The 12,510-nt window shown below is 70.7% G+C and carries 13 protein-coding genes; 8 read left to right on the top strand and 5 right to left on the bottom strand.

Features of this window, described 5'->3' with window-relative positions:
* Positions 1-9: 9 nt before the first annotated feature.
* Positions 10-1,209, bottom strand: a complete 1,200-nt coding sequence (locus ACQPXM_RS28285) for a CynX/NimT family MFS transporter (protein ID WP_432938901.1) — start codon at positions 1,207-1,209, stop codon at positions 10-12.
* 22 nt (positions 1,210-1,231) lie between these two features.
* Between ACQPXM_RS28285 and ACQPXM_RS28280 the strand changes: the two genes are divergently transcribed.
* Entirely contained in the window at positions 1,232-1,951 is a 720-nt protein-coding gene (locus ACQPXM_RS28280) for a FadR/GntR family transcriptional regulator (RefSeq protein WP_432938899.1), read from the top strand.
* Here the strand turns inward: ACQPXM_RS28280 and ACQPXM_RS28275 are convergent.
* Positions 1,935-3,095: an MFS transporter gene (locus tag ACQPXM_RS28275; protein ID WP_432938897.1), complete on the bottom strand. Its 1,161-nt coding sequence runs from the start codon at positions 3,093-3,095 to the stop codon at positions 1,935-1,937. The two genes, ACQPXM_RS28280 and ACQPXM_RS28275, sit on opposite strands and share 17 nt — an antisense overlap.
* A 64-nt stretch (positions 3,096-3,159) precedes the next feature.
* Between ACQPXM_RS28275 and ACQPXM_RS28270 the strand changes: the two genes are divergently transcribed.
* The 3 genes from ACQPXM_RS28270 to ACQPXM_RS28260 all read left to right on the top strand — a co-directional run bounded on the left by ACQPXM_RS28270 (position 3,160) and on the right by ACQPXM_RS28260 (position 6,257).
* Positions 3,160-3,945 carry a DeoR/GlpR family DNA-binding transcription regulator gene (locus ACQPXM_RS28270; RefSeq protein ID WP_432938895.1) on the top strand — a complete coding sequence of 262 codons (786 nt, stop codon included), beginning with the start codon at positions 3,160-3,162 and terminating at the stop codon, positions 3,943-3,945.
* The gene (locus ACQPXM_RS28265) at positions 3,942-5,111 is read left to right on the top strand and encodes an MFS transporter (RefSeq protein ID WP_432938893.1); all 1,170 of its coding nucleotides are present in this window, start codon (positions 3,942-3,944) and stop codon (positions 5,109-5,111) included. Before ACQPXM_RS28270 ends, ACQPXM_RS28265 begins: the two co-directional genes overlap by 4 nt.
* Positions 5,112-5,258: 147 nt before the next feature.
* Positions 5,259-6,257: an IS481 family transposase gene (locus ACQPXM_RS28260; RefSeq protein WP_432938891.1), complete on the top strand. Its 999-nt coding sequence runs from the start codon at positions 5,259-5,261 to the stop codon at positions 6,255-6,257.
* On the opposite strand, the gene ACQPXM_RS28255 is transcribed toward ACQPXM_RS28260, so the two are convergent.
* Together ACQPXM_RS28255 and ACQPXM_RS28250 are read right to left on the bottom strand one after the other, a co-directional pair.
* A complete protein-coding gene (locus tag ACQPXM_RS28255; protein WP_432938888.1) occupies positions 6,254-7,360 on the bottom strand; it encodes a trans-sulfuration enzyme family protein in 1,107 nt (368 codons plus the stop codon). The two genes, ACQPXM_RS28260 and ACQPXM_RS28255, sit on opposite strands and share 4 nt — an antisense overlap.
* Positions 7,361-7,383: 23 nt before the next feature.
* Positions 7,384-7,977 carry a TetR/AcrR family transcriptional regulator gene (locus tag ACQPXM_RS28250; RefSeq protein WP_432938886.1) on the bottom strand — a complete coding sequence of 198 codons (594 nt, stop codon included), beginning with the start codon at positions 7,975-7,977 and terminating at the stop codon, positions 7,384-7,386.
* 95 nt (positions 7,978-8,072) lie between these two features.
* On the opposite strand from ACQPXM_RS28250, the gene ACQPXM_RS28245 reads away from it, so the two are divergent.
* The 4 genes from ACQPXM_RS28245 to ACQPXM_RS28230 are packed head-to-tail and all read left to right on the top strand — an operon-like array spanning position 8,073 to position 11,821.
* Entirely contained in the window at positions 8,073-9,296 is a 1,224-nt protein-coding gene (locus ACQPXM_RS28245) for a cytochrome P450 (protein ID WP_432938884.1), read from the top strand.
* Positions 9,296-9,487, top strand: coding sequence for a ferredoxin (locus ACQPXM_RS28240; protein WP_432938882.1), 192 nt, complete (start codon positions 9,296-9,298; stop codon positions 9,485-9,487). Before ACQPXM_RS28245 ends, ACQPXM_RS28240 begins: the two co-directional genes overlap by 1 nt.
* Positions 9,487-10,629 carry an NAD(P)/FAD-dependent oxidoreductase gene (locus ACQPXM_RS28235; RefSeq protein ID WP_432938880.1) on the top strand — a complete coding sequence of 381 codons (1,143 nt, stop codon included), beginning with the start codon at positions 9,487-9,489 and terminating at the stop codon, positions 10,627-10,629. Before ACQPXM_RS28240 ends, ACQPXM_RS28235 begins: the two co-directional genes overlap by 1 nt.
* 58 nt (positions 10,630-10,687) lie before the next feature.
* The gene (locus ACQPXM_RS28230) at positions 10,688-11,821 is read left to right on the top strand and encodes a D-alanine--D-alanine ligase family protein (protein WP_432938878.1); all 1,134 of its coding nucleotides are present in this window, start codon (positions 10,688-10,690) and stop codon (positions 11,819-11,821) included.
* 92 nt (positions 11,822-11,913) lie between these two features.
* Here ACQPXM_RS28230 and ACQPXM_RS28225 read toward each other — a convergent pair whose 3' ends face one another.
* Complete coding sequence (locus tag ACQPXM_RS28225; RefSeq protein WP_432938876.1) at positions 11,914-12,510, bottom strand: helix-turn-helix domain-containing protein; 597 nt, start codon at positions 12,508-12,510, stop codon at positions 11,914-11,916.

Raw genomic sequence — 12,510 nt, 5'->3', positions numbered from 1 at the left:
GCAGACCGCCTACGGTTGCGACGCCCGCTCGATGCGGGTGTCGCGACCGGCGGCGACCCCGATGGCCAGCTGGACGGCGGCCAGTGCCGAGAACACGATCAGCGTGACGTCCCAGCCGCCGGTCCGCTCGGTGAGGAAACCGGCCACGACCGGCCCGGCCGCGGCCAGCAGGTAGCCGACCGACTGCGCCATCCCAGACAGCTGCGTCGTCTCGTGGTGAGTACGACCACGGATGCTGATCAGCGAGAGCGCGGCGACGAGCGCGGCGCCCTGGCCCAGTCCGGCGATCATCGCCCAGCCGAGCGCCAGGTCCGGGACCAGCAGGAGTCCCAGCAGCGCGACCAGGATCGGGACGCTCGCGGTGACCGTTCCGGCGCGCTGACTGGCCGGGTGGCGCAGCAGTCTGGGGATGCTGAGGCCGCCGATCAGGCCGCAGACCTGAAAGAGGAAGAGGTGGACGCCGGTGGCGTGCTCGGAGATTCCGTGCGACATCTCGATCGTCGGCAGCCAGGTGACGAGCAGGTAGAAGCTGGTCGACTGCAGGCCCATGAACCCGGTGACGAGCCAGGCCATCGGCTGTCGCCAGACGCTCGCCAGCGGCGCGTCGTGCGCCGTGCTGGGCGGCGGGACGGAGACCGGCTGCATCGCCCGCGGCAGCCAGACGACGGCGACGACCAGGGTGAGGCCGCCCCAGATCGCCAGCGAGAGTCGCCAGTCGGCCGCGTCCGCGATCGGTACGGCGACCAGTGACGCGATCGCCGCGCCGCCGGTGATGAACGCGGTGTAGACGCCGGTCGCGCGGGACACGTGGTTGGCGTAGTCGCGCTTGATGATCACCGGCACCAGCACGTTGCCGACCGCGATCGCGGCGCCGATCACGACGGTCCCGATCCACAGGCCGGCCGTGCCGGTGTACGACCGCAGCACGCTGCCGGCCGCCAGGACCAGCAGCGACCAGAACACCGTCCGCTCCATCCCGAACCGCCGGGAGGCGAAGTGGATGAGCGGTGAAGCGGCCGCGAAGGCGAGCAGCGGCAAGGTCCCCAGCAGGCCCAGCGCGGCCTCACCGAGGTGCTGGTCTGCGCCGATCCGCGGCAGTACCGGACCGACGGCGGTCAACGCGGGCCGGAGCGTGAGGGCGACGACGAAGGCGGTCGCGGCGATGAGCGGCCCGCGCAGCCGGAGCGTCGGTTCGGCGGACACTGACACGGGTTCACCCTTCGCTGCGGAAATGTCCTACATTTACACGGTACGCCTCAACGGATCGGAGGTCGCCACCGTGTCACTGGACGGACCGGTACGTCAGGTGCCGCTCGTGCTGCAGGTCTCGGAGCGTTTTCGCGCGCTGATCGAGTCCGGGCAGTGGCCGAGGGGGTCCCGCATCCCGGGGGAGAACCAGCTCGCCGCCGAGCTCGGAGTCAGCCGTGGAACGGTCCGCGAAGCGCTGCGCTCACTGAGCCTGACCGGTCTGCTCGAACCGCGGGTCGGCGACGGCACCTACGTTCGTGCGACCAACGAGATCACCGGCGTCCTGGTCCGCGACGACCTGTCGTCCCTCGACGACGTGCTCGACGCCCGCGCCGGGATCGAAGCGGCCGCCGCGCGATTGGCCGCCCGGCGTCCGGACCCCGGCGGACTCGAGCGTCTGACGGTCGCCCTGGACGCCCGCGCCGCCGCGCACGACGCCGCGGATCTCGATGCGTTCGTGTCGGCCGACGCCGCGTTCCACCGGGGCGTCGTCGAGGCGTCCGGCAACGCCTTGCTGCTGCGCCTGTACGACGCGATCGCGGAGGTGCTCACCGAGTCCATCCACCGCACCGCCTCGTTCCCGGAGGATCCGCGACTGCTGCAGTCGCACCTCGCGGTGTTCGAGGCCATCCGGGCCGGCGACCCGGAGGAGGCCGGCCGGGCGTCGTACGCGCTGATCGAGACCGTCAAGCAGACTCGGTGACCGCACGGCGGGGTGAGAGGACCGGGGCGAACAGAGCCAGCCCGAGGGCGAGCACGGTCACCACCACGAACGACAGCGTCAGGCTGCTCGCCTGCGCGATCCCTCCGATGATCGAGGGAGCGACCAGGCCGGAGGCATAGGTGACGGTGGCGACGCCGGCGATGGCCTGGCTGGCGTTGGGGCCCGACTTCGCTGCGGCGGCGAAAGCCAGCGGGACGACGACGGCAATGCCGAGCCCGAGCAGGCCGAAGCCGGCCATCGCGACGACCGGATGCGGAGCCAGTACGACGAGCAGCCCGCCGAGGGTGGCCACGACGCCGGAGACGCGGACGGTGGGGACGGCGCCGAAGCGGTCGACCACCGCGTCGCCGACCAGCCGCGCGACGGCCATCGTGAGCGCGAAGCCGGTAGTGGCCGCGGCGGCGACGCCGGCCGACGTGGTGAGCACGTCCTCCAGGTAGACCGCCGACCAGTCGAGGCTGGCGCCCTCGGCGAACACCGCGCAGAAGCCGACCGCGCCGATCAGGTACGCCGACTTCGGCGGCAGGGCGAACCGCGGCGGCGCGACCTCGTCCTCGGTCGGGTGCAGGTTGAGCACGTACTGGCAGGCGACCGCCCCCAGCACCGTCAGCACGACGGCCATCACCAGGTGGTGCAGCTGCGCGTTGATGTCCAGATGCGCCGCGACCGTTCCGATGCTCGAGCCGGCCAGCGCTCCGACGCTCCACATCCCGTGCAGGCCGGACATGATCGACTTCTCCATCCGGTGCTCGACCTCGACGCCGAGCGCGTTCATGGCGACGTCGGCCATGCCCGCGGTCGCGCCGTACACGAGCAGGGCGGCGCAGAGGGCGAGCAGGTTCGGCGCGAGCGAGGGCAGGATCAGCGCCAGCGTCCACAGCGCGAGCAGGCCGCGCAACGCCGTACGGGAGCCGAAGCGGTGGCTGATCCGCGCGGCCAGTGGCATCGCGAGCGCCGCGCCGAGCGCCGGGAACGCGAGCGCCAGGCCGAGCTGGCCCGGACTGACGCCGGCGTGGTCCTGGATCCACGGCACCCGGGTCGCGAAGGAGCCGGTCACCGCGCCGTGGACGCAGAACACGATGGCCACCGCCACGCGGGCGCGCCGTACCTCGTCGATCGTCACAGGGAAGTCCATATCAACAGGCGGAATGTTTGAACGAACAGCAGAAAATGTTAGGTTCGGTCTCGTGAAAAGCGCCGAACGTCAGCGAGTCATCGTAGAGCGGCTCCGCGGCACGTCGCGGGTCGCGGTCACCGAGCTGGTCGAGCTGACCGGCGCGTCCGACATGACGGTCCGGCGCGATCTGGACTTCCTGGCCGCGCAGGGCGTGCTCAAACGCGTCCACGGCGGCGCGGTCTCGGCGATGCCGGCCGGGGTCGAGCCGCCGTTCGCGGCGCGGTCGACGGCCGCGGTCGAGGCCAAGCGGGCGATCGCCGCGGCGGCCGTCGACCAGCTGCGCGACGGCGAGGCGATCATCCTCGACAGCGGTACGACGGCGCTGGAGGTGGCTCGGCAGCTGCGGGGCCGGACGATGACCGTGATGCCGTTGTCGCTGCAGGTCGCCCACGAGCTCGTCGACAACCCCGGGATCCGCCTGCTGATGCCCGGCGGCGAGCCGCGCAGAGGCGAGCAGTCGCTGGTCGGGCCGCTGACGCTGGCCTCGCTGCGAGCGCTGCGCTTCGACGTCGCGGTGCTCAGCCCGTGCGCCTTCAGCCTGGAGAGCGGGCTGACCGCCTTCGATCTGGGCGACGCCGAGGTGAAGCTGCAGGCGATGGCCGTCGCCACCCGCTCGATCGCGCTGGTCGACGGCGCGAAGTGGGACCGCGCCGCGCTGGCCTACATCTGCCCGGCCGAACGACCCGATTTGATCATCACCGACCCGTCGGCCCCCGAGGACGAACGCGCGGCGCTCGCCGAGCGCGGCATTCTCGTGCAGGTGGCCGGACTCTCTGGAACGGACAACAACTCTTGACCACGCTCGTCGCCGCCCCACCGCGGGCGGCCCGGATCGCGACCTGGGTGTACTTCGGGATCAACGGCTTCGCCATCGGCCTGTGGGTCGTGCACATCCCGAACATCGAGCACGCGACCGGCATCACCCACAGCACGCTGGGCCTCCTGCTGCTGGTCCTCGGCGGTGCCGCGTTCCTGGGCATGCAGGTCGCCGGGCCGCTGGCCGACCGGGTCGGTCAGCGGCGGCTCGTGCCGGCCGCCGGGGCGCTGCTCGGCCTGTCGTTGTTCGGTCCCGGCCTCACGCACACCTGGTGGGCGCTCGGTCTCACCCTGATCGTGCTCGGCTTCGCCAACGGCTCGCTCGACGTCGGGATGAACGCGCACGCGGTGGTGGTCGAGCGGGCGTACCCGCGACCGATCATGGCCGCGTTCCACGCCATGTGGTCGATCGGCGGGGCCATCGCGGCGCTGATCGGCGCGATGACGCTGCGGGCCGGCGTACCGACGGAGGTGACGCTCGGGGCGTGTGGGGTGCTGCTCGTCGTGGTGTCGCTGGCGACCAGCCGCTACCTGATCGAGGCCGACGTACCGGCGGAGGCGGACGAGTCCGACGAGCCGCGGGCCAAGCCGCCGGCCAAGCTGGTGTGGGCGCTCGGCGGACTGGCCTTCGGGCTGATGCTGGCCGAGGGTGTCGCGAACGACTGGGCCGCGCTGCAGTTCCGGGACGTGCTCGGCACCTCGACCAGTACGGCGGCCTACGCGTACGGCGCGTTCGCGGTCGCGATGACGGTCGGGCGGTTCGCCACCGACCGGGTCGCCGCGGTGATCGGCGCGATGGCGATCGTCCGGTACGGCGCCGCGCTGGCCGCGGTCGGGCTGATGATCGTGATCGTCAGCCCCTGGGTCCCGGTGGGGCTGGTCGGGTGGGCGCTGTTCGGGCTCGGGCTGGCCGGGGGCGTGCCGCAACTGTTCACCGCCGCGGGCAACCTGGATCCGAGGGCGTCCGGCGCGCTGATGGCCCGCGTCGTGGGTCTCGGGTACGTCGGACTGCTCGCCGGCCCGGCGCTGATCGGCGGGCTCGCGCACTGGATGCCGCTGAACATCGCGTTCCTGCTGCCGGTCGTCCTGTGTGTGCTGACCGTCCTCGGCGCGCCGGTCCTGCGGTCGCGCGAGCCGGCGGACTAGTCCCGCCGGCCCGGCGTACGGGCTAGGTGTGATGTCCAGGGAGGTTGTCCTGGTGGTTGGTAGGTCGGCGGGTCGTTGAGACGGGTGAAGGCCTCCGGTTGTGAAGTGGAGCTGTCGAGGAACCGCTTCACAATCCAGGAGGCCTTCGTGTCCCACGTTAACGCTGCTTTGACCCCGCGTGCCCGGTTGCGGCTGGCGCGTCTGATCGTCGAGCAGGGCTGGACGTACTCCGCAGCGGCCACGATGTTCATGGTCGCTCCGAGAACAGCGCGCAAATGGGCTGAGCGGTACCGCGCTGAAGGCGCGGCCGGGATGGCCGATCGCAGCTCCAGACCACGTCGTAGTCCCGCCAAGACACCACCGCGGGTGGTGCGCCGGATCGTCAGACTGCGGTGGCGCCGACGGTTCGGGCCGGTGCAGATCGCCGGCCGGCTCGGGATGCCGGTCTCGACCGTGCACGCCGTTTTGGTCCGGTGCCGGCTGAACCGACTGTCGGCCATCGACCGGGTCACCGGTGAACCGCTACGCCGCTACGAGCACGACCATCCGGGATCCCTGCTGCACGTCGATGTCACCAAGTTCGGCAACATCCCCGACGGCGGCGGTCACCGGTTCGTCGGCCGTCAGCAAGGCAAACGCAACCGCGAAGCCACCGCTAAACGCACCGGCCAACGCAATCACCGCTACGAACCGCGCCCGGGCACCAGCTTCGTGCATACCGTGATCGACGACTACTCCCGCCTGGCCTACCTCGAGATCCACGCCGACGAGAACGCAGCCACCGCAATCGGCGTCCTCCGCCGGGCCGTGGCCTGGTACGCCGACCACGGCGTCACCATCCAACGCGTCTTGTCCGACAACGGCTCGGCCTACAAGTCCCACGCCTGGAACGACGCCTGCACCGAACTCGGCATCACCCCGAAACGAACCCGGCCCTATCGGCCCCAAACCAACGGCAAGATCGAACGCTTCCACCGCACCCTCGCCGACGGCTGGGCCTACGCCCGCTTCTACACCTCCGAAACCCAACGCCGAGCGGCACTACCCGGCTGGTTGCACTTCTACAATCACCACCGACCCCACAGCGCCATCGGAGGCCAACCACCCATCACCCGACTGACCAACCTCCCTGGACACCACAGCTAGGACTTGAGGGCCTGGTCCAAGTCGGACCAGAGATCGTTGGGGTGCTCGATTCCAACCGACAGGCGGATCAGGTCGTCGGGGATGGTGGGGACCTCGGCGGGCCAGCGGCGGCGGCGCTCCAGCATGGACTCGACGCCGCCGAGGCTGGTCGCGTGCACCCAGAGCTTGGTGGATTCGCAGACCCGCTGAGCGCCCTCCGCGTCGCCGCCGAGCTCGACGGCCAGGATCGCGCCGAAGCCGGACATCTGGGCCGTGGCGCGGGCGTGGCCGGGGTCGTCCGGCAGGCCGGGATACCGGACTCGGCTGACGCGCGGGTGCTCGAGCAGGCGCTCGGCGAGGAACGCCGCGTTCGACTGGGCGCGCTCCAGCCGGAGCGCGAGGGTGCGAAGCCCGCGGAGTCCCAGCCAGGCCTCCATCGGGCCGGGGATGGCTCCGAGGTTGCGGCGCTTGGATTCCAGGGCGGTCCACAGGTCGTCGTTCGCGGTGATGATCGCGCCCAGGACGACGTCGGAGTGCCCGGCGATGAACTTGGTCGCGGAGTGCATCACCACGTCGGCCCCGAAGTCCAGCGGGCGCTGCAGCAGCGGGGTCGCGAAGGTGTTGTCGACCACGATGGTCGCGCCGGCCGCACGCCCGGCCGCGCAGAGCGCGGGCAGGTCGGCGACCTCCATGGCCGGGTTGGTCGGCGACTCCACCCACAGCAGGTCCGCGCCGGCTACCGCCGCGGTGACCTGGTCCGTGTCGGCGATGTCGACGCGCTGAAGCCTCACCCGGCCGGTCGTCACCTGCTGGTCGAGCAGACCGAGTACGCCGCTGTAGGCATGCTGCGGAGCGACCACCAGACCGCCGACCGGTACGAGGTCGAGCAGCGCCGCGGCGGCCGCCATACCGGAAGCGAACGTGAGTCCGCGACCGCCTTCGAGCTCGCCGAGCGTCTGCTCGAACGCGTCCCAGGCGTCGTTGCCGAACCGCCCGTAGCCGCGGTCCCCGCCGGCGATGTAGGTGGAACTGAACACCGGGGACTCACCCAGCGGCGCGTTCGGCACCCGGTCGGGGCGCCCGGCATGCACGACGACGGTGGACGGATCGAGGTCAGAGGTCATACCGGGGATTGTGCCAACCGGGACTACTGGCGAGCGCGGGGGAGTGGGATCGCTCCGTCGCGGAACAGCTGGAGGGTCTGCCGGGCGAGTTCCTTGATCGACGGGCCGGCCGGGTCGCGGACCCAGGTCTCCACGACGATCTCGAGGATGTTCATCGTGGTGCCGGCGGCCAGTTTGGCGGTCAGCTCGGTGGCGGCGGAGCGGCGTACCAGCTCGGCACTGAGGTCTTTGCGCCAGCGCCAGATCGCATCGGTCAGGTGGGCGCCTAGGGACGGGGTCTGCTCGGCCAGGTCGTAGACGGCGCGGACGCGGTCGGGATTGCTCTCCATCCGGTCCAGCACCCGCTCGATCACATGTTCCAGCGCGACCGGCAGCTCCAGCTCGGCGGGCTGCTCGCGCAACCAGTCGATCGCGTCGAACAGGCTCTGCTCGACGAACTCGAGAACCAGCGTCTCCTTGGTCGGGAAGTACCGGTAGAGCGTGCTCGGGCCGACCTCGGCCGCCGCGGCGATCTGCTCGACCGTGGTCCGGCCGAAGCCGTGATCGGTGAACAGCTCGAAGGCCTTGTCCGAGATCAGCCGGCGGGTCCGCTCCCGCTTCAGCTCGCGCAGTCCCATCTGCCCAACTTACTTCGTGGGAGTTGGGTAGTTATAGTACGGACAGTCATATGGTAGTTACTTCCATATTTGTGACCAGAGTCCTGGGGGTTCTGATGACCGAGACCCATCCGGCTTTCCCGAGTACCCGGCCGAGCGGTTGCCCGTTCGACCCCGCCACCGGCTACGCCGACCTGCTGGCCGGTGATCAGCCCGCGAAAGTCTCCACTCCGCTCGGCGTCGACGCCTGGGTGGTCAGCCGGTACGACGACGTCCGCGCGGTGCTGAGCAACCCGAACCTGAGCTCCCGGTCGGCCCCGTCGGCCCACATGTCGCCGCACGCGGACCTGCAGCGCGAGGTGGAGTCCGGTTCGATCCTGCAGAACGACGGCGAGCGGCACGCCTTCCTGCGCCGCCTGCTCACCGCGGAGTTCACCGTCAAGCGCGTGCAAGCGCTGCGGCCGCGCATCGTCGACCTGGTCGAGCAGCACCTCGACGCGATGCTCGCGACCGGCGGGCCGGTCGACCTGGTCGAGCAGTTCGCGCTGCCGATCCCGTCGCTGGTGATCTGCGAGCTGCTCGGCGTCCCGTACGCCGACCGCGACCAGTTCCAGCATTGGTCGGCCCTGCTGCTCTCGGTGAAGCGCACCCAGCAGCAACAGCTGGCGACCAGCGAGGAGCTCCAGCAGTACATGGCCAAGCTGGTCATGGCGAAGCACGAGGACCGGTCGGCGGACGACCTGCTGACCCGGCTGATCACCCGGGCCGAGGACCAGGGCACCCCGCTGAGCGTGCCGGAGCTGGTGACGATCGGCATCACTTTGCTGATCGCCGGCCACGAGACAACGGCCAACATGATCGGGCTCAGCACCCTGGCCCTGCTGCGCAACCCTGACCAGCTTCAGCGGCTGCGCGAGCACCCGGAGATCGCGCCGAGCGCGGTCGAGGAGATGCTGCGCTACCTGACCGTCGTACAGTTCGGCCTGTTCCGGCACGTGCTCGACGACATCCCGATCGGTGCCGAGACGGTGCAGGCGGGGGAGTATCTGGTCGCCGCGATCAGCGCCGGCAACCGCGACACCCGCGTCTTTCCCGACCCGGACCGGATCGACCTGACCCGCAAGGCGTCCGCGCACCTGGCCTTCGGCTTCGGCCCGCATCAATGCCTTGGGCAACAACTGGCGCGGGTCGAGCTGATCGAGGTCTACACCCGGCTGTTCCGGCGGATCCCGACGCTGCGGCTCGCGGTGCCGTTCGAGGAACTGCGGTTCAAGCACGACGCGCTGGTGTACGGACTGGTCGAGCTGCCGGTGACCTGGGACGCGGAGGAAGCGAAGTGATGGACGTCGAGATCGACCAGGACAGCTGCGTCGCCGCGGGGCAGTGCGTGCTGGCCGCACCGGACGTCTTCGACCAGCGCGACGAGGACGGCGTCGCCGTACTGATCCGCAAGCCGCTGGCCGGCGACTACGACGCCACCCGCGAGGCGGCGCTGCTCTGTCCGGCCCGGGCGATCCTGCTGAGCGAGTGATGGAGCGCGTGGTCGTCGTCGGAGCCTCGGCCGCGGGATCCACGACAGCACAGACACTGCGCCGCGAGGGCTTCACCGGAGCGATCACGGTGATCGGCGACGAGCCGCATCTCCCGTACGACCGCCCGCCGCTGTCCAAGCAGGTCCTGCTCGGCACCTGGCCGGTCGAGCGGACCAGCTTCGGCGCCAGTACGACGTACGCCGAGCAGGGCATCGACCTGCGGCTGGGAGTCCGTGCTGCCGGGCTGGATCTGGGCCGGCGGGTCGTGGAGCTGTCGACCGGGGAGGAGGTGGGCTGGGACCACCTGGTCGTGGCGACCGGGGTGCAGCCGGTGCGGCTGAGTGCCGGGCATCACCTGGACGGCGTGCACGTGCTGAGGACGCTGGACGACGCGGTGGCGCTGCGGAAGTCGCTGGTGGACGCGGAGTCCGTCGTGGTCGTCGGGGCCGGGTTCCTGGGATCGGAGACGGCTGCGGCGGCTCGCCGGCTCGGCTGCGAGGTGACTCTGGTCGACGCGGCTCCGGCTCCGATGGCCGTGCAGCTGGGGGCTGAGCTGGGCTGGATGATCTCCGAGCTGCACGCGGCCAACGGCGTACGGGTTGTGGGTGGGACTGCTGTGACCGGCCTGCTCGGCGAGTCGGCTGTGGAGGGTGTCGAGCTGGCCGACGGCTCAGTCGTGAAGGCGGACGCCGTACTTGTTGCCGTGGGCTCCCGCCCGGCAACCAACTGGTTGGAGGCATCGGGCTTGCCGTGCCGGGACGGCGTGCTGTGCGACGAGGCGCCCGCGGGAGTGCACGCCGCAGGCGACGTGGCCCGGTGGACCAGCCAGCGGTTCGGCACCTCACTGCGGCTGGAGCACCGGTTCAACGCGACCGAGCAGGCGGTCCACGCGGCCCGGCGGATCCTCGGGCAGGAGGTCGTCTTCGACCCGGTGCCGTACTTCTGGACCGACCAGTACGACGCCCGGATCCAGGTGTACGGCGTGATCGCGCCGGACGCGCGGCTGGTCGTCGTACAGGGCGATCCGGCGGCGCGGAAGTTCCTCGCGCACTACGTGTCCGACGGCCGGGTGACCGCCGTTCTGGGCTGGAACCTGCCGCGTCAGCTGCGGGCCGAACGGGCACTACTGACAGCAATCTGAAGACATCTTTACCAAACCCCGGTCAGGATGCGCCGCGGCTAGCGCTATCGTCGAGCCGGTGAGTGAGTTCTCGAGGGACGAAAAAAGCAAGCCCCGCGTCGCCGTCGTTTTCGGTGGCCGGTCGAGCGAGCACGCCATCTCCTGCGTCACCGCGGCCAACGTGCTGCAGGCGATCGACCGGGACAAGTACGACGTGGTGCCGGTCGGCATCACCACCAGCGGGCACTGGGTGCTGGAGAGCGGCGACCCGGACCGGCTGTCGATCACCGACGGCAAGCTGCCCGAGGTGGACGTCACCGCGGCGCCGGTGCTGTTCGGCGCCGACCGCGAACTGGTCGTCTCCGAGCCCGACCAGGTGCCGAGCACGCTCGGTGAGGTCGACGTGGTCTTCCCGCTGCTGCACGGCCCGTGGGGCGAGGACGGCACGCTGCAGGGACTGCTGGAGATGTCCGACATCCGGTACGTCGGGTCCGGCGTCCTGTCCAGCGCGGTCGGCATGGACAAGCACTACATGAAGGTTGTCTTCGCGGCCGCCGGCCTCGAGGTCGGCCCGTATGTCGTGATCCGGGACCGCGACTGGCTGCGCGACCCGCAGGCCTGCCGCACGGCCGTCGAGCAGCTCGGCTTCCCGGTTTTCGTGAAGCCGGCCCGGGGCGGGTCGAGCCTGGGGATCAGCAAGGTCGACACGCTCGAGGAGCTGGACGACGCGATCGCCGAGGCCCGCGCGCACGACCCGAAGGTGATCGTCGAGGCGTCGGTGAAGAACCCGCGCGAGATCGAGGTCGGCGTCCTGGGCGGCCTGAACGGCGGCCCGGCCGAGGCCAGCGTCTGCGGTGAGATCGCGGTCTCCGGCGGCGGCCACGACTTCTACGACTTCGAGACCAAGTACCTGCCCGAGGGCGAGCAGTACACCGCGCTGTCGGTGCCCGCCGACCTGCCCGCCGAGATCGCCGCCGAGATCCGCGCCAAGGCGATCACCGCCTTCGACGCGATCGAAGCCGAAGGCCTGGCCCGGGTCGACTTCTTCCTCGACTCCGACGGCCGCGTCATCGTCAACGAGATCAACACCATGCCCGGCTTCACGCCGACCAGCATGTTCCCGCGCCTGTGGGCAGCCTCCGGCCTGGACTACCCGAGCCTGGTCGACCGCTTGCTGACGCTGGCGCAGACCCGGCCCACCGGCCTGCGCTGAGGCACCGCGAACGGCAGGCGATCGCCGCCGGCCCACCGGTCGTCACGGCCGGACCGCCGCTCGGCAGTTCGGCGCCGCCTGCCGGCGCGTTGCTAGGGCGCTCCGCGCTGCTTCGGGGCGGCGCGGACGTGGGCGCGTTCGCCCTGTTTGCCGATCAGGCTGAGGAACTCCACCGGTCCTGAGCTGGTCGCTCCGAACCAGTGCGGCGTGCGGGTGTCGAACTCGGCGGCTTCACCGGGCTCGAGGATCAGGTCGTGCTCGCCGAGCACCAGCCGGAGCCGCCCGTTGAGCACGAAGGCCCAGTCGTAGCCTTCGTGGGTCCGAAGATCCGGTTCGGCGTCGTCGCGTCCGGCCGGCAGCACGAACTTGTAGGCCTGGATGCCACCGGGCCGCCGGGTCAGCGGCAGGATCGTCCGGCCGTCGCCGGACACGATCGGCCGCAGGTTGATCCGCGGATCACCGGTCGGCGGTGCGTCGACCAGCTCGTCGAGCGTGACGCCGTACGCGCGGGCCAGCGGCAGCAGTTGTTCGAGGGTGGGACGGCGCAGGCCCGCTTCCAGCCGGGACAGCGTGCTCACCGAGATGCCGGTCTGCCCGGCCAGATCGCTCAAGGTGATGTCGCGGCGCTGTCGCAGCTGCTTGAGTCGCGGTCCTACGGCGTCCAGGGTGCGGTCGGTGGCTTCGTCCAT

Source organism: Kribbella sp. CA-253562 (genome assembly GCF_050942265.1).
Lineage (GTDB): Bacteria > Actinomycetota > Actinomycetes > Propionibacteriales > Kribbellaceae > Kribbella.
The sequence above is the reverse complement of the archived record's forward strand: the minus strand, read 5'-3'. Positions and strand labels throughout refer to the sequence as shown.